Consider the following 15,903-nt stretch of genomic DNA (forward strand, 5'->3'; position numbering starts at 1 on the left):
GTGCCGCTTTTGCGTGTGAACGCGAAGAATTACTTCTTCTTGGTGTTCACAGCAGCTTTGAACGCTGCGCCAGCAGTGAAGCGAGGCACCACAGCAGCTGCGATTTTCAAAGCTTCGCCAGTGCGTGGGTTCTTGCCAGTGCGAGCAGCACGTGTAGCAGCTTTGAAGGTACCGAAGCCGATCAATTGCACGTCGTCTTTTTTAGCAACAGCGTGAGTGATGGTGTCCAAGATGGCATTGACTGCGCGGCCAGCGTCGGCCTTTGTCAGTTCTGTTTGTGCTGCCACTGCTTCGATCAATTCAGTTTTGTTCATGTCATTTCCTTATTAAAACGGGTGCATTGTGCCAGTTTTGCTGAGTGTTTTTGCGGCCCAGCGCATTGCTTTTGATAAACGCAGATTAGGAACTTCCCTGATGATGCACCAGGATGAGACAGATGCTTCAAAAATGAATTCTGATTAGTTACAAAACAACGCCATCGCTCGGTTAGAACGGCTGAATGACGCTTTCTAATTTGTTGTTGCAATGCATCACACGCGGTGCATCCGACCTGCATTTGTCCTCTGGCCTTGCGCCTTTGCTGCGTGTGCAAGGTGATTTGGTGGCCTTGAATGAACCCGCGTTGGTCAGCGAAGAGTTGCATGCGTCATTGATGACGATGATGTCATCCAGCCAGCAAACACAATTTGCGCAAACCCATGAATGTGATTTTTCATGGGACCTGCCAGAGCTGTCACGCTTTCGGGTGAATGTGTTCATGCAGGCACGGGGTATCTCTGCCGTGTTTCGGGTGATTCCACATCATGTGCCTAGTCTGCAAGATCTTGATGCCCCGCTTGTGCTGAGTCAGTTGATGAATCGCACACAGGGTTTGGTGTTGGTCACAGGTGCCACCGGTTCTGGCAAGTCCACCACCTTGGCAGCGATGATTCACATGCTCAATCAAACGCAAGACAAACACATCATCACCATTGAAGATCCGATCGAGTTTGTGCATGTGCCAGCACGTTGCTTGATTCAACAACGTGAACTCGGCCCCCATACCTTGAGCTTTGCCAACGCGCTGCGTGCAGCCTTGCGCGAAGACCCCGATGTGATTTTGGTCGGCGAGCTGCGCGACTTAGAAACCATTCGCCTAGCCATCACTGCGGCTGAAACAGGGCACTTGGTGTTCGCAACCTTGCACACCTCGAGTGCGGCCAAAACCATGGACCGCATCGTGGATGTGTTTCCTGCGCAAGAAAAAGACATGGTGCGCAGCATGTTGTCTGAGTCACTCCATGCGGTGGTGTCGCAGACCTTGTGCAAGCGCAAAGACGGTGCAGGGCGTGTAGCCGCATTTGAGGTGATGTTGGGGACGCCTGCCGTGCGCAACTTGGTGCGAGAGGGTAAAGTGGCGCAACTGTATTCAACCATCCAAACAGGGCGCAGTGTGGGGATGCAAACCTTAGATCAGAGCTTGGCTGGCTTGGTACAGCAGGGCTTGATTGATGCGCAAGAGGCGCAAGCCCAATCGAAATGACATTGGTGCCTCCGACAGGAATCGAACCTGTATCTACACCTTAGGAGGGAGTCGTTCTATCCATTGAACTACGGCGGCAACCGCAGGTATTTTAAGGCGCTACTTGCTGAGTACCCGCATCGCTTCTTCCAAGCCTTTGAGCGTGAGCGGGTACATGCGGTTGCTGACGATTTGTTGAATGATGGCAATGCTTTGGCGGTATTGCCAGACGCCTTGTGGCTCGGGGTTGATCCATGCGAATTTTGGGAACGCATGGATTAAGCGCTGTAGCCATTCAGCACCGGCTTCTTCATTGTTGTATTCCACGCTGCCACCGGGCTGCACAATTTCGTATGGGCTCATGGTGGCGTCGCCAATGAAGATGAGCTTGTAGTCTTTGTTGTACTTTCGAATGATGTCCCACGTCTCAAACTTCTCGGCATAGCGGCGTTTGTTGTTGCGCCACATGAAGTCGTACACGCAGTTGTGGAAGTAATAAAACTCTAAGTGTTTGAACTCGGCTTTGGCTGCGCTGAACAGTTCTTCCACGCGGGCAATGTGGTCGTCCATCGTGCCGCCCACATCCATGAGCAAGAGCACCTTCACATTGTTGTGGCGCTCGGGACGCATCAAGATGTCTAAGAAGCCGGCATTGGCCGCGGTTTTGTGGATGGTTCCGTCAAGATCAAGCTCTTCGGCCGAGCCTTCGCGGGCAAAGCGGCGCAAGCGACGCAGCGCCACTTTAATGTTGCGTGTGCCCAGCTCTTGGGTGTCGTCGTAGTCACGGTAGGCGCGTTGGTCCCACACTTTCACAGCGCTGCGGTTGCCGCCTTTGCCGCCAATGCGAATGCCTTGGGGGTTGTAGCCGCCGTTGCCAAAAGGCGATGTGCCGCCTGTGCCAATCCATTTGCTGCCGCCCTCGTGGCGTTCTTTTTGTTCTTCGAGGCGTTTCTTCAACGTCTCCATCAACTCGTCCCAGCCCATTTTCTCGATGGCGGCTTTTTGTTCGGGTGTGAGCTCTTTTTGAAGAATCTTTTCCAGCCAATCAAGCGGCACTTCTTTGGTGAAGTCGGTGAGGATCTCCACGCCTTTGAAGTAGGCGGCAAAGGCGCGGTCAAACTTGTCGTAATGCTTTTCGTCTTTCACGAGCACGGTGCGTGACAGGTGATAGAAATCATCCATGCTGCACGCGTCAGATGCTGGCCCAACCACGTTGGCTTGTAGGGCTTCGAGCAGCGTCAGGTACTCGCGCACCGACACGGGCACTTTGGCCGCGCGCAGGGTGTAGAAGAAATCGATCAGCATGGTTCTGATTACTCCGTGTCAACCTTGGGCGCATGAAAACGACGTGCAGTCTGCAAACCTATGCCGCCGCCAATGCCGACCAAAATGATTGCAGCAATACTGCCTGTGCCGTAGCCTGGTGCAAATAGATCCAAGCCAAATGCCTGGCCTAGGCCAAAGCCCAACAAGGCGCCCACCACAAAGCCGACGGCGTCTAAAAGACCTTCGATCAAAGATGCAAGCATGTATGCCTTTGCTTTAGCGGTTGCGGCTCTGCATGAAGACGAGTTTTTCAAACAAGGTCACATCTTGTTCGTTTTTCAGCAAAGCCCCCACGAGCGGCGGGATGGATACTTTGTCGTCTGCGGTTTGAAGCGCTTCGAGTGGAATGTCTTCGGCCACCAATAGCTTGAGCCAGTCGATCAGTTCGCTGGTTGAAGGCTTCTTCTTGAGGCCTGGCAAGTTGCGAATGTCATAAAAGGTTTTCATCGTCACGGTCAGCAGGTCTTGTTTGATGGTGGGGAAGTGCACCTGCACGATGTGGCGCATGGTGTCTGCGTCTGGGAACTTGATGTAGTGGAAGAAGCAGCGACGCAAGAATGCATCGGGCAGCTCTTTTTCGTTGTTGGAGGTGATGAACACCAACGGACGATTTTTGGCTTTGATGAGTTGGCGCGTTTCGTAGCAATAAAACTCCATGCGGTCGAGTTCGCGCAGCAAGTCGTTGGGGAACTCGATGTCGGCTTTGTCGATCTCGTCAATCAGCAGGGCCACAGGTGTTTCTGATGTGAAGGCTTGCCACAGCACACCTTTGAGGATGTAGTTTTCAATATGTTGCACGCGCGCTTGGCTGTCTGCGTCCGGCATTTGGCTGTCGCGCAAACGGCTCACGGCGTCGTACTCGTACAGGCCTTGTTGGGCTTTGGTGGTGGACTTGATATGCCATTGCAACAGGGGCATGCCCAGTGCTTCAGACACTTCCTCGGCCAACATGGTTTTGCCTGTGCCTGGCTCGCCTTTGACGAGTAAGGGGCGCTTGAGGGCGATGGCAGCATTGACTGCCAGCATCAAATCTTGGGTGGCGACGTAGTTGTCGGTGCCTTTGAATTTCATCGGTCTGTTCCGTTTGCGTTAAATTTTTTAGGTAGCGTATCAGAGCTTAGCCTAGCTCGCGCAGCACTTCTTCGGTGTGCTCGCCCAATCGAGGCGCAGGCCGCCACACACCCGTAGGTGTGCCGCTCATTCGCACTGGGGGGCGCAGTTGGCGCAGCATGCCTTCAAACGGGTGTGGCACATCGAGCCAGCCTTGGGTGGCTGCAAGGTGTGGGTCGGTCAGCAAATCGTTGAGCTTCATCATGGGCATGACGGGGATGTCATGCGCTGTGAGGTCTTTGAGCCACTCGGCCGTTGGGCGCTTACGCATGTGCTGGGCCACCACACCATACAGCGCATCGATGTTTCTAAGGCGATCCGCATGTGTGGCAAAGCGCGCATCGGTCTCAAACAAATCAGGCGCGCCCACGAGTTTTAAAAACGCTTGCCAATGCGCGTCGTTGTACATGAGGGCGCAGATGTACCCGTCTTGTGTGGCGTAGGGTTTGCGATTCACAGCCATCAAGCGTGGATAGCCCATGCCGCCGAGAGAGGGCTTCCATGTTTCGCCACATAAATGATCGCCCAATACAAACTGCAGCAAGCATTCAAACATGGGCACTTCCACATGCTGGCCCATGCCTGTGCGGTAGCGCGCAATGATGGCGGCCATCACAGCGTGCACCATGTTGAGCCCCGTCACGCGGTCGGCAAATGTGGTGGGGGCGTAGCGCGGTTCAGCGCTGCCGCTTTGCGTCATCAGCCACGGCATGCCCACTGCACCTTGAATCAGGTCGTCGTATGCTGGCCAGTCGGAGTAGGGGCCACCTTCGCTGTAGCCATACGCGCCGCACACGATCAAGCGTGGATTGACGGTATGCAGCGTGTCAAACGACAAACCCAATCGCGCCATGGCTGCGGGGCGAATGTTGTAGACCAACACATCGGCGGTTTTGCACAAGGCCAGCAACTGTTCGCGTTGCTCCGGCTTTTTCAAATCCAGAACGACCGAGCGTTTGTTGCGGTTGGCGTTGATGAAGATGTGGCCCATGCCTGGGTGCTTCATCGGGCCTGCGTGGCGCATGATGTCGCCGCTGGGCGGCTCGATCTTGATGACGTCAGCGCCGTAGTCGCCCAAAATTTGCGTGGCGTAGGGGCCGAGCACCACGCCCGTTAAATCAAGCACGCGCAAGCCTGCGAGTGCGCCTTGCAGGCTTGCGTTGTCAGTCAGGCTCATGGCTTATTCAGGTGTGATGCCAGCGGTCTTGACCCAACCGCCCCATTTCTTAATTTCGGCGTCAATGGTTTTGGCAAGAGTCGCGGAGTCTTCCACGTCAAGGTCAATACCCACGCCTTGAATCTTCTCGCGCACCTCGGGCTTGGCTAGCACCGCCATCAACGTGGCGGTCGCTTTCTTTTGCACATCGGCGGGCACGCCCCCTGGGGCCATGAGGCCAAACCATGCGCTCACGTTGTAGCCGTTCACCGTGTCGCCAATGGGCGGCACGTTAGGGGCTTTGCCAGCGCGTTTCTTGGTAGTCACGCCTAGGCCACGCATGCGCCCGCCGTTCATTTGCGACACAGCGTTGCCGGTGTCGGCAAAAGCGAATTGAATTTGGCCACCCAGCAAATCGGTCAACGCAGGGGGGATGCTTTTGTAGGGCACGTTGACGGTTTGCAAACCGGCCAACTCAGTGAGCATGGCCGCTGATACGAGTGAGCCTGACGAGCCATGACCAAACGCGAGCTTGCCCGGGTTGGCTTTGGCGTAGGCGACAAACTCTTTCATGTCTTTGGCGGGGAAGTCGTTGTTGACCATCAAGATAAAGCCGGTCTCGCCCACTTTGCCGATGGGGGTGAAGTCTTTCACGGGGTCGTAGGGCAGCTTGCGGTACAGGTGCACATTGGCCGCTTGCGTGGTGCTAGTGGTGACCAAGAAGGTGTAGCCGTCGGCGGGGGATGCCTTGACCACCTCTGCGCCCAAGATGCCGTTGGCACCTGCTTTGTTTTCTACCGTGATGGGTTGTCCCATCGCTTCGCTCATGGCTTGCGCCAAGATGCGTCCCAAGTTGTCGGTAGCGCTGCCTGCGCTGAATGGCACCACAAACTTGATCGGTTTGTTGGGGTAGCTTTGCGCGTGGGCGGTTGGACTTGCCAAGCCAAACATGGCAGCCGTGGCAAAACCTGCGCACAAGGCGCGACGAAGGGGGGATTTAAGTAAAAAGTGGCGCATGGTTGTCTCCTGTTTTATTTTTGAAATCTTTCAACGCCGCCGAGCATCAGTCTTTGGTGGCGCGCCGTTGTACGGCATCAATATACGCGTGGCCGTCGGGAGGACGCCCACTGCGTTGGCTTTCCCAAATCATTTGGCCCAGCGCGTCCATGGTTTGGTGGTGGGCGTCGTGCAGTGAGTCGAGTTTGGCGGTGAGCAGCTCTACCGCTTGGCGAATGCCGCGTGGCTGGTCAATCGAGCATTGCTCGCTCACCGACAGGTGCATGGACAAATGCAAGAAGGGGTTGGTCTTGCCGTCTTTCACTTCGTACATGCGTTCTAGCGCTGCATCAACGTCGGAGAAATCGGCGTGGTATTCGGGGTGCTCGGCCACCCATTGGCTGGCGAGTGTTTCAAGAGCATCCATGGGCTGGGCGTTGCGCCACTTGGCATAGACCGAACAGAAGAAGCGCCGTACATCGGCTTGACTGGGTTCAAACATGGGTGTGATTGTGGCTCAGGTGATGACCAAAGAAAAAGGCCTCCGAAGAGGCCTTAGAGCTGAGCGGGGAAGTGCTTATTGCTCCACAAAAGCACGTTCCACCACAAAGTCGCCGGGGGTGGTGGTAGAGCCTTCTTTGAAGCCGCGTTCTTCGAGCAAAGTGCGCATGTCTTTGTTCAGGCCGGGGCTGCCGCAAATCATGATGCGGTCATTGGCGGGGTCGATGTTGGGCAAGCCCAAATCTTGGGTGAGCTTGTTGGACGTGAGCAAGTCGGTCACGCGGCCTTGGTTTTTGTAGGGCTCGCGGGTGACGGTGGGGTAGTACAACATTTGGCTGCTCACCATCTCGCCCAAGAACTCGTGCTTGGGCAGCTCTTCGGTCAAGTAGTCGTGATAGGCCAGTTCTTTCACTTCGCGCACGCCGTGCACCAAGATGACTTTTTCGAAACGCTCATACGTCTCTGGGTCACGCACGATGCTGAGGAACGGGGCCAAGCCCGTGCCTGTGCCAATGAGATACAAGTTTTTGGCAGGCAACAAATAGTCGATCAACAAAGTGCCCGTGGGCTTTTTGCCGATGACGATTTTGTCGCCCACTTTGATGTGTTGCAGCTTGGAGGTGAGGGGGCCATCGGGCACCTTGATGCTCAAAAACTCCAAGTGTTCTTCGTAGTTGGCGCTCACGATGCTGTAAGCGCGCAACAAGGGTTTACCGTTTTCACCGCGCAAGCCAATCATGGTGAAGTGGCCATTGGAGAAACGCAGTGAGGTATCGCGTGTGGTGGTGAAGCTGAACAGGCGGTCGGTCCAGTGGTGGACAGATAAAACTTCTTCGTCGAGGAATGCACTCATGACTGTAATCAATCGCTATAAATCAAGCCCTCTAGTGTAGGCGAGGACTTAAAACCTAGGGCTATATGTTCGTGCGTAGAACGCTATAAGGCTTGACCTGAATCAATGGGTTTGACGCAGCTATCAGGCCTTGCCCACAAACCCGTTTTGTCGCCACGCCTCGTAGGTGATGACGGCCACTGAGTTAGACAAGTTCAGGCTGCGCTGGTCGGCACGCATGGGCAGGCGCAGGCGCTGGCTAAGGGGGAAGCTTTCGCGAATGTCCACGGGCAAGCCGCTAGTCTCAGACCCAAACACAAACCAGTCGCCGGGCTGAAACGCCATGTCGTGCGCGGTGCTGGAGCCTTTGGTGGTCATGGCAAACATGCGTGCGGGGTCGGGCTTGGCGTCGTTCAAAAACGTGGCCCAGTCGGCATGGCGCAGCACGGGCGCGTATTCGTGGTAGTCCAAGCCCGCGCGGCGCATGTGCTTGTCTTCCATCGAAAAGCCCAGGGGCTCGACCAAATGCAAGGAGCAGCCTGTGTTGGCTGCCAAGCGAATGACATTGCCCGTGTTGGGCGGGATTTCGGGGTGGACGAGGACGATGTGGAACATGGGGCTGGATTGTCCTTCATCGTTGCCGTGCTCATTCTTCCGTGCGAGCTTCGGTTCTAGCCAGCACCAGCCCCGTCACTCTTGCCACCCCGGCTGCTTTCAAGGCCCGCGCTGCCGCGTACAGCGTTGCGCCTGTGGTCATCACATCGTCGACCAAAACCACATGCTGCCCGCGCAGCCGTGCTGTGTGTTCAGGGTGAACCCAAAAGGCATGCGCGGCTTGCGCTAAACGGTCTTGGCGTGATGCGCCGACTTGATGTGCGCCCAGCCCTTGGCGTTGAAGCGCGTTGACCAAGGCTTTGCTGGGGGCCAAGTGGCGAGCCAGTTCCAGCGCTTGGTTAAACCCGCGTTCGCGCAAGCGCATTGGGGTGAGCGGGATGGGAATGACGCAGTGAGCAGCTTCTAAGGCAGGCTCGACCCACGGCGCGTGGCGCATGAGTTCGGCCAAGGCTTTGGCCAAGCCGGGGGCGGCCTGAAATTTAAAACGCGCAATGCACTGCGACCACGGAAAGTCATAGCTCACCGCAGCCAAGCACTGGTGCAGGGGTGAGGGCGTGTGTTGGCAGTTGCCGCAGGGCAGGCGCTGCACGTGCAGGGCGCAGGTGGGGCAGCGCGGCACGGGCTGGGCAAAGGCGGTGATGCAGGGCTCGCACAAGCTCATGCTGGGCCAGCGGCGGCAGATGTGGCAAAGGCTGGGGACGTTCAATGACAGGCGAAACATGCCTTGCATTGGAAAGACATTGCGCCCCTGTAGGTTGAAGCGCGGCGCAATCTTTGTGCGGGTGAGGTGCCCGGATAATAGGCGTCATGTCTTCAGAACCGTCTAGCGCTGCACGCCCTCCCTCTATCGACCCTGTGGCCTGTGCGCGTTGGGCCGCGTGGCCGCACGACAGTTCGCCTTGGTTGCACGAAGAAATTGCGCGTCGCATGGAAGACCGCTTGCAGTGGATTCGCTTGCAGCCCAAGTCGTGGGTCGACTGGGCACCTGTGAGTGGCGGCCTCAAGGCCCACATGCTGCTGCGCCAACGCTACCCCGAGGCGCAAGTGGCCGTGGTGGAGCCTACGCCCCAGCGCCAAGCCCAAGCGCGTGCTGCGCTGCGCGGCAACTGGCTGCAACGCTTGCTGAAGCAAGGGCCTAGTTTTGCGGCCCCAGCCGAAAGCAGCGCCGCCATGCTGTGGGCCAATATGGCGTTGCATAACAGCGCCAACCCACAGGCTTTGTTGCAGCAGTGGCATCAGCTGTTGGCGGTGGATGGTTTTTTGATGTTCTCGTGCCTTGGCCCCGACACTTTGCGTGAACTGGCCGAGGTGTACCAAGCCCAAGGGTGGCCGCCTGCCAGCCATGCGTTCACCGACATGCACGATTGGGGCGACATGCTGGTGCAAGCCGGTTTTGCAGAGCCCGTGATGGATATGGAGCGCATCACACTCACCTATGCCGATGCCGACAGCTTGCTGGCCGAGTGTCGATTGCTGGGCCGCAATTTGCACCGCGATCGCTTTGCAGGGTTGCGCGGTAAGCAATGGCTGGCGCAGCTCAAAAACGCATTGCTGGCTTTGGCAAAGCCTCAGCAAGATGGGCGCCTTGCGCTGACGGTGGAGGTGATTTACGGCCACGCCCTCAAACCTTTGCCCCGTCTGAAAGTGCAAAGCGAGAGCACAGTGTCTTTGCAAGATATGCGTACCTTGTTGTCTAAAAAATGAGTGTTTCTATGTTTACTTTCACGCGTCGTTGGGTGTGCTCGTTGTTGGCTGTGTTGGCTTTGACTGCCTGCAGTCCTGATAAGCCCAAATTCAGCAGCATTGACATCACAGGTGCGGACTACGCCCAAGACTTCACGCTCACCGATCACAACGACCAACGTCGCAGCCTGAGTGATTTCAAGGGCAAGGTGGTGGTGCTGTTCTTTGGCTACACGCAATGCCCTGATGTGTGCCCCACATCGATGAGCGAGTTGGCCGAAGTCAAACGTTTGTTAGGGGCCGATGGCGACAAACTGCAAGGCGTGTTTGTCACGGTCGATCCCGCGCGCGACACCACTGAATTGCTCAAGGCCTACATGGTCAACTTTGACCCCACGTTCGTCGCCTTTGTGCCCACGCCAGATGAGCTGGCCGATGTGGCCAAGCGCTTCAAGATTTACTACAAAAAGCAAGACGGCAAAACGCCTACCAGCTACACGATGGACCATTCAGCGGGGAGCTACGTGTACGACACCCAAGGCCGTGTGCGCTTGTACAGCCGTTATGGCTCGGGTGCGAAGGTGCTGGCGCAAGACATTCAAACCTTGCTCAAAACCACACCCTGATTCAACGCGTCTGTGATTCGCGTGTGTTGGCTTTCTCTACCAAGAAGTCAATGCAGGTTTTGATCGCGCGTGTGCGATGGCGCGAGGGCAGGTACAACAAGTACATGTGTGTCCCAAAGATGCTCAAGCGATGGTCATCCAAGGTGGTCACCACATCACCACTGGCAATCACATCGGCCACCATGTAGTCGGGCACCAAGCCAATGCCCAAGCCGCCCAAGATGACTTCTTTCAAAAACGGGTAATGGTCGGAAATGAGGGTTGGCGTCAGCATCACCTCTTGGCGCTCTTCCCCTCGGTACGCACGCAGCGACAGCTGACGCCCCACCACGTTGGCGGTGATGATGGGTTGTGCGCGCAGCTGCGACAGCTCGGTGGGCATGCCATGTTGTTGGGCAAAGGCTTTGGATGCACACGCCAAGTAGCGCACGGTGCCCATGTCTTTGGCCACCATGGTTTCGGGCGGTTGGGGCAACACGCGAATGGCAATGTCCACGTCGTCGCGCAAGTTGTCAATGCGGTTTTCAAACACCACATCCAGCACCACGCCGGGGTAGCGTTGTTTGAACTCAATCAGCCAAGGCGTCATCACGATGTGGCCATAGCCACTGGGCACGCTGATACCCACACGGCCTTGCAAGCCTTGGCCTAAGTTGGTGACGGTTTCGTGGGCGCTGGCCATTTCGTTGCGGATGGCGCGTCCGTGTTCGCATAACCGCCAGCCGAGTTCGGTGGGCTCCATGCGGCGGCTGGTGCGTCGAATCAGTTCGGCGCCCAGCGCCTTTTCTAGCTGGCGCAAGTGGTAGCTCACATTGGCACGGGTCATCTTGAGTTTGCTGGCGGCTTTGCTCAGATTGCCCGCTTCGATGATGTCGACCAAAAGGGTGAGGGAGGCGAAATCAACCGTCATTGGTAAATTTTCTTTGACATAGCGTCAATAAAGTTTGAGATTGTCAAGAAATATTATCTGCCAAACAATCGTATCCAAGACAAAACAAAGAGGAGCAACGGTTTGACCCCCCATTCTGAAACCGCCGTCGTCAAAACATCCAAAGACGGTGACCTGCTGGTCGTCACGATTGACCATCCCCCCGTCAACGCCATCAGCGTGGATGTGCGCCGTGGCTTGGTGGCCGCGATTGACGAGGCTGAGGCCGATGCCAGCGTCAAAGGCGTGCTGCTGTTAGGCGCGGGCCGTGCGTTCATTGCGGGGGCAGACATCCGTGAGTTTGGCCGCCCGCCCATGCATCCCATCTTGCCCGAGGTGTGCAACCGCATCGAAGCTTGCACCAAGCCGGTGGTGGCGGCCATTCATGGGCCCGCATTGGGCGGTGGCTTAGAAGTAGCCATGGCCGCGCATTACCGCTTGGCCATGCCCGATGCCAAGTTGGGGTTGCCGGAAGTGCAACTGGGTTTGTTGCCAGGCTCAGGCGGCACGCAACGCGCGCCGCGTTTGATGGGCGTGGAGGCCGCGGTGAACTTGATGCTCAGCGGCCGACACATGAAAGCCCAAGAGGCCGTTGCGTGCAAATTGGTCGATCAACTGGGTGAAGGCACGGACGTGCTGCAAGCAGGCTTGCGCTTTGCGCGCGCCCTGTTGGCCGACGCTGCGCCGGTTCGACGCACGCGTGATTTGGATGCGTTCAAAGTGGGTTACGACCACCAAATGGAACTGCTCGACAACATCCAAAAAGATGTCGAAAAGAAATCGCGCGGTTTGTTCTCGCCACTCAAGGTGATTGAGGCGGTACGTGCAGGTTTGCACATGCCGTTTGACGAAGCACTGGCCCACGAGCGCCAATTGTTTTTGCAATGCATTGATAGCCCGCAACGTGCAGGTTTGATTCATGCCTTCTTTGCAGAGCGTGAAGTGGCGAAGGTGCCAGAGGTCAAAAGCGTTGCCCCTCGCCCCGTGACCCATGTGGGCGTGATTGGTGGCGGCACCATGGGCGCGGGCATTGCGGTGTCTGTACTCGACGCAGGTTTGCCTGTGACCATGATTGAGCGCGACGACGAAGCCGTGGCCAGAGGCCGACACAACGTAGAGAAGGTCTACAACGGTTTGATCGCCAAAGGCCGCATGACTGAACAAGCCAAAGCTCAAGTGATGGCGCGTTTCAGCACCAGCACGAACTACGACGCATTGGCGAAAACCGATTTGGTGATTGAGGCGGTGTTTGAAGAAATGTCGGTCAAGAAGGCTGTGTTTGCAGAGCTGGACCGCGTGTGCAAACCCAATGCAGTGATTGCCACCAACACCTCGTATTTGGACATCAATGAAATCGCGGGCAGTATTTCGCGCCCGCAAGATGTGATTGGTCTGCACTTTTTCTCGCCAGCCAACATCATGAAGCTGCTTGAAATTGTGGTGCCCGAGAAGGTGAGTGCAGACGTGGTGGCCACCGCATTCAGCTTGGCCACGCAACTCAAGAAAGTACCTGTGCGTGCCGGTGTGTGCGATGGCTTCATTGGCAACCGCATCTTGGCGGTGTACCGCGCTGCGGCTGATCACATGATGGAAGACGGCTGCTCGCCCTATGAGATTGATGCAGCCATGCGTGCGTTTGGCTACCCCATGGGCCCCTTCCAAGTGTCAGACTTGGCAGGTGGTGACATTGGTTGGGCCACGCGCAAACGACGCGCAGCCACGCGCGACCCGAAAGCGCGCTATGTGCAAATTGCCGATCGCATTTGCGAGCGCGGCTGGTTTGGCCAAAAAACAGGGCGCGGTTATTACCTCTACCCCGAAGGCTCACGCACAGGTGTGCCTGACCCCGAGGTCTTGCAAATCATTGATGACGAGCGTGTGCGCGCCAACATCCAGCCGCGTGCGTTGACGCCAGAGATGATTGTTCGCAAATACATGGCGGCCATGGTCAACGAAGGGGCGAATGTGGTGCATCAAGGCATTGCGCTGCGCCCCTTGGATGTGGACGTCACGTTTGTGCATGGCTATGGATTTCCGCGTTATCGCGGTGGCCCCATGAAGTACGCCGACATGGTGGGCTTAGAAAACATCTTGGCCGACATTCAAGAATTTGCCAAACAAGACCCTTTGTTTTGGCAGCCTTCGCCACTGTTGGTGCAGTTGGTGAAAGACGGTAAAAACTTTGACAGCTTGAACCGCTGATCAGACATTCATTGAAGGATTTGTATGCGTGAAGCGGTCATTGTTTCCACGGCTCGTACGCCACTGACGAAGTCGCACCGAGGTGAGTTCAACGCCATCTCGGGGGCAGAGTTGGCTTCGCATGCGGTGAAAGCCGCCGTGCAACGCTCGGGTGTGGATGCCCAGTTGATTGAAGATGTGATTCTGGGCTGCGGTTATCCCGAAGGGCGCACAGGCCGCAACGTGGCACGCGCCAGTGTGTTGCGTGCGGGTTTGCCACTGAGCATTGCGGGAGCCACAGTGAGTCGTTTTTGTGCTTCGGGTTTGCAAGCCATTGCCACAGCAGCGGGACGCATTGTGGTGGACGGTGCGCCTGTGATGGTGGCTGGTGGCTTAGAAAGCATTTCAGGTTTGCGACGCGGCCCCGGCACCACGGTGGACGATGGCATTGACCCATGGATGGCACAGCACAAGCCTGATTTGTATTTGCCCATGATTGAGACGGCAGACATTGTGGCCAAGCGCTACAACATCAGCCGCGAAGAGCAAGACCGTTTTTCTGTGGAGAGCCAACGCAAAACAGCAGAGGCACAAACAGCGGGTCGTTACAAGGACGAAATCATTTCCGTCACCACCACGATGGCCGTGACCGACAAAGACACCAAAGCGGTGACGTACCAAGAAGTGACGGTCGATCACGACACCAGCAACCGCCCTGGCACGAGCTACGAGTCGTTGGCTAAGTTGCAGCCTGTGCGTGGTGAAGCGCACTTCATCACGGCGGGCAATGCATCGCAGCTGTCAGACGGTGCATCCGCCTGCGTGATGATGGATGGCAAGCTGGCTTCGCAATTGGGCCTGCAACCTTTGGGCGCATTTCGTGGCATGGCACTGGCGGGCTGCGAGCCTGACGAGATGGGCATTGGTCCTGTGTTTGCCGTGCCCAAATTGTTGTCGCGTCATGGCCTGACAGTGGACGACATTGATTTGTGGGAACTCAACGAAGCCTTTGCCTCGCAATCGATTTATTGCCAAAAAACGTTGGGCATTCCGGATGAGCGACTGAATGTGAATGGCGGTGCGATTTCTTTAGGCCATCCGTTTGGCATGACGGGCGCACGTTTGGTTGGCCACATTTTGTTAGAGGGCCAACGCCGCAAAGCCAAGTGGGGCGTGGTCACCATGTGTATCGCAGGTGGCATGGGCGCTGCAGGTTTGTTCGAAATATTCTGACCAAGGGACTGACATGGATTTGAACTTTACCCCTCAAGAAGAAGCCTTCCGTGATGAGGTGCGTGCTTTTTTGGCGCAGAACCTGTCGGCTGAGTTGTCAGCCAAAGTGCGTGCCGGAGAGCATTTGTCCAAGGCTGAGATGGAGGGCTGGCACGCCAAGCTAAACGCGCGTGGCTGGCTGGCTAACCATTGGCCCGAAGAGTGGGGTGGCCCTGGATGGAACGCTGTAGAGAAATTTATTTTTGAAAATGAATGCGCCTTGGCGCATGCGCCGCGCATCGTGCCGTTTGGCGTGAGCATGTTGGGGCCTGTGTTGATGAAGTACGGCAGCGAAGCACAGAAAGCGTATTGGCTGCCACGCATCTTGGATGGTTCGGACTGGTGGTGTCAGGGCTACTCAGAGCCAGGCTCGGGTTCTGATTTGGCATCGGTCAAAACCTCAGCGGTGCGTGATGGCGATCACTACATCGTCAATGGCCAAAAAACATGGACCACGCTGGGCCAACACGCCAACATGATTTTTTGCCTAGTGCGCACAGACCGCGAGGCCAAGTCGCAATCGGGCATCAGCTTTTTGTTGGCGGATATGACGTCGCCTGGCATCGAGATACGACCCATCATCACCTTGGATGGTGCGCATGAAGTGAACGAGGTGTTTTTCACCGACGTCAAAGTGCCCGTGGCCAACTTGGTGGGTGAGGAAAATAAAGGCTGGACGTATGCCAAGTATTTGCTCACCTACGAGCGCACCAACATCGCAGGCGTGGGCTTCTCTGTGGCTGGTTTAGAAAAGCTCAAGGTTGTGGCAGACCGCGTGCAATGCAATGGCAAGCCTTTGTCACACGACCCCTTGTTTGCGGCACGCATGGCCAAGGTGGAGATTGACCTAGAGAACATGAAAACCACCAATTTGCGCGTGATCGCTGCGGTGGCAGGGGGCGGTGTGCCTGGTGCTGAGAGTTCGATGCTCAAAATTCGTGGCACTGAAATTCGTCAAGAAATTCTGTCACTCACGCGTCGTGCCATGGGGCCTTATGCCGCACCTTATATGCATGATGTATCTGATGATCAAGCGCCTTTGGGTGATGAGGCGGCTGCAAGGGCTGCATCGTCTTATTTCAACAACCGCAAGTTGTCGATCTTTGGTGGCTCGAACGAGATTCAGAAAAACATCATTTCCAAAATGATCTTGGGCCTGTGATGACTGGCTGCGTG

Annotated in this window: 17 protein-coding genes and 1 tRNA gene; 6 read left to right on the top strand and 12 right to left on the bottom strand. The window is 56.4% G+C overall.

What is annotated here, in order from left to right; translation table 11 throughout:
• Positions 1 to 29: 29 nt before the first annotated feature.
• The gene (locus tag QMG27_RS03115; protein ID WP_281813095.1) at positions 30 to 314 is read right to left on the bottom strand and encodes an HU family DNA-binding protein; all 285 of its coding nucleotides are present in this window, start codon (positions 312 to 314) and stop codon (positions 30 to 32) included.
• Positions 315 to 499: 185 nt separating this feature from the next.
• Here QMG27_RS03115 and QMG27_RS03120 point away from each other — a divergent pair, with 185 nt between their 5' ends.
• Positions 500 to 1,522, top strand: a complete 1,023-nt coding sequence (locus QMG27_RS03120) for a type IV pilus twitching motility protein PilT (RefSeq protein ID WP_281813097.1) — start codon at positions 500 to 502, stop codon at positions 1,520 to 1,522.
• A 3-nt stretch (positions 1,523 to 1,525) separates the two neighbouring features.
• Here the strand turns inward: QMG27_RS03120 and QMG27_RS03125 are convergent.
• The 10 genes from QMG27_RS03125 to QMG27_RS03170 all read right to left on the bottom strand — a co-directional run bounded on the left by QMG27_RS03125 (position 1,526) and on the right by QMG27_RS03170 (position 8,758).
• Positions 1,526 to 1,600, bottom strand: a tRNA-Arg gene (locus tag QMG27_RS03125).
• A 21-nt stretch (positions 1,601 to 1,621) separates the two neighbouring features.
• Entirely contained in the window at positions 1,622 to 2,806 is a 1,185-nt protein-coding gene (locus QMG27_RS03130; RefSeq protein WP_281813099.1) for a VWA domain-containing protein, read from the bottom strand.
• A gap of 8 nt (positions 2,807 to 2,814) precedes the next feature.
• On the bottom strand, positions 2,815 to 3,030 hold the full coding sequence (locus tag QMG27_RS03135) for a hypothetical protein (RefSeq protein ID WP_281813101.1): 216 nt from the start codon (positions 3,028 to 3,030) through the stop codon (positions 2,815 to 2,817).
• Positions 3,031 to 3,043: 13 nt separating this feature from the next.
• Complete coding sequence (locus tag QMG27_RS03140; protein WP_281813104.1) at positions 3,044 to 3,898, bottom strand: MoxR family ATPase; 855 nt, start codon at positions 3,896 to 3,898, stop codon at positions 3,044 to 3,046.
• 46 nt (positions 3,899 to 3,944) lie between these two features.
• Positions 3,945 to 5,114 carry a CoA transferase gene (locus QMG27_RS03145; RefSeq protein WP_281813106.1) on the bottom strand — a complete coding sequence of 390 codons (1,170 nt, stop codon included), beginning with the start codon at positions 5,112 to 5,114 and terminating at the stop codon, positions 3,945 to 3,947.
• A 3-nt stretch (positions 5,115 to 5,117) separates the two neighbouring features.
• Entirely contained in the window at positions 5,118 to 6,110 is a 993-nt protein-coding gene (locus tag QMG27_RS03150; RefSeq protein ID WP_281813108.1) for a tripartite tricarboxylate transporter substrate binding protein, read from the bottom strand.
• 46 nt (positions 6,111 to 6,156) lie between these two features.
• On the bottom strand, positions 6,157 to 6,591 hold the full coding sequence (locus QMG27_RS03155) for a DUF1841 family protein (RefSeq protein WP_281813110.1): 435 nt from the start codon (positions 6,589 to 6,591) through the stop codon (positions 6,157 to 6,159).
• A 75-nt stretch (positions 6,592 to 6,666) separates the two neighbouring features.
• Positions 6,667 to 7,443 (bottom strand): ferredoxin--NADP reductase, encoded by a 777-nt coding sequence (locus QMG27_RS03160; RefSeq protein WP_281813112.1) that lies wholly within the window; start codon positions 7,441 to 7,443, stop codon positions 6,667 to 6,669.
• A 123-nt stretch (positions 7,444 to 7,566) separates the two neighbouring features.
• A complete protein-coding gene (gene trmL, locus QMG27_RS03165; RefSeq protein ID WP_281813115.1) occupies positions 7,567 to 8,037 on the bottom strand; it encodes a tRNA (uridine(34)/cytosine(34)/5-carboxymethylaminomethyluridine(34)-2'-O)-methyltransferase TrmL in 471 nt (156 codons plus the stop codon).
• Between the two features lie 31 nt (positions 8,038 to 8,068).
• Complete coding sequence (locus tag QMG27_RS03170; protein WP_281813117.1) at positions 8,069 to 8,758, bottom strand: phosphoribosyltransferase family protein; 690 nt, start codon at positions 8,756 to 8,758, stop codon at positions 8,069 to 8,071.
• An 86-nt stretch (positions 8,759 to 8,844) separates the two neighbouring features.
• On the opposite strand from QMG27_RS03170, the gene QMG27_RS03175 reads away from it, so the two are divergent.
• Both QMG27_RS03175 and QMG27_RS03180 read left to right on the top strand, forming a co-directional pair.
• Positions 8,845 to 9,741, top strand: coding sequence for a biotin synthase (locus QMG27_RS03175; RefSeq protein ID WP_281813120.1), 897 nt, complete (start codon positions 8,845 to 8,847; stop codon positions 9,739 to 9,741).
• A gap of 8 nt (positions 9,742 to 9,749) precedes the next feature.
• Complete coding sequence (locus QMG27_RS03180; protein ID WP_281813122.1) at positions 9,750 to 10,346, top strand: SCO family protein; 597 nt, start codon at positions 9,750 to 9,752, stop codon at positions 10,344 to 10,346.
• Between the two features lies 1 nt (position 10,347).
• Here the strand turns inward: QMG27_RS03180 and QMG27_RS03185 are convergent, their stop codons facing one another.
• Complete coding sequence (locus QMG27_RS03185; protein WP_281813125.1) at positions 10,348 to 11,256, bottom strand: LysR family transcriptional regulator; 909 nt, start codon at positions 11,254 to 11,256, stop codon at positions 10,348 to 10,350.
• 102 nt (positions 11,257 to 11,358) lie between these two features.
• Here QMG27_RS03185 and QMG27_RS03190 point away from each other — a divergent pair, with 102 nt between their 5' ends.
• Genes QMG27_RS03190 through QMG27_RS03200 form a run of 3 tightly spaced genes read left to right on the top strand, consistent with a single transcriptional unit; the run spans position 11,359 to position 15,889 of the window.
• On the top strand, positions 11,359 to 13,476 hold the full coding sequence (locus QMG27_RS03190; protein WP_281813127.1) for a 3-hydroxyacyl-CoA dehydrogenase NAD-binding domain-containing protein: 2,118 nt from the start codon (positions 11,359 to 11,361) through the stop codon (positions 13,474 to 13,476).
• A gap of 24 nt (positions 13,477 to 13,500) precedes the next feature.
• Positions 13,501 to 14,688 (top strand): acetyl-CoA C-acyltransferase, encoded by a 1,188-nt coding sequence (locus QMG27_RS03195; protein WP_281813129.1) that lies wholly within the window; start codon positions 13,501 to 13,503, stop codon positions 14,686 to 14,688.
• A gap of 13 nt (positions 14,689 to 14,701) precedes the next feature.
• Positions 14,702 to 15,889, top strand: a complete 1,188-nt coding sequence (locus QMG27_RS03200) for an acyl-CoA dehydrogenase family protein (RefSeq protein WP_281813132.1) — start codon at positions 14,702 to 14,704, stop codon at positions 15,887 to 15,889.
• Positions 15,890 to 15,903 lie beyond the last annotated feature (14 nt).

This window comes from Limnohabitans sp. MORI2 (assembly GCF_027925025.1).
Taxonomy (GTDB): domain Bacteria; phylum Pseudomonadota; class Gammaproteobacteria; order Burkholderiales; family Burkholderiaceae_C; genus Limnohabitans.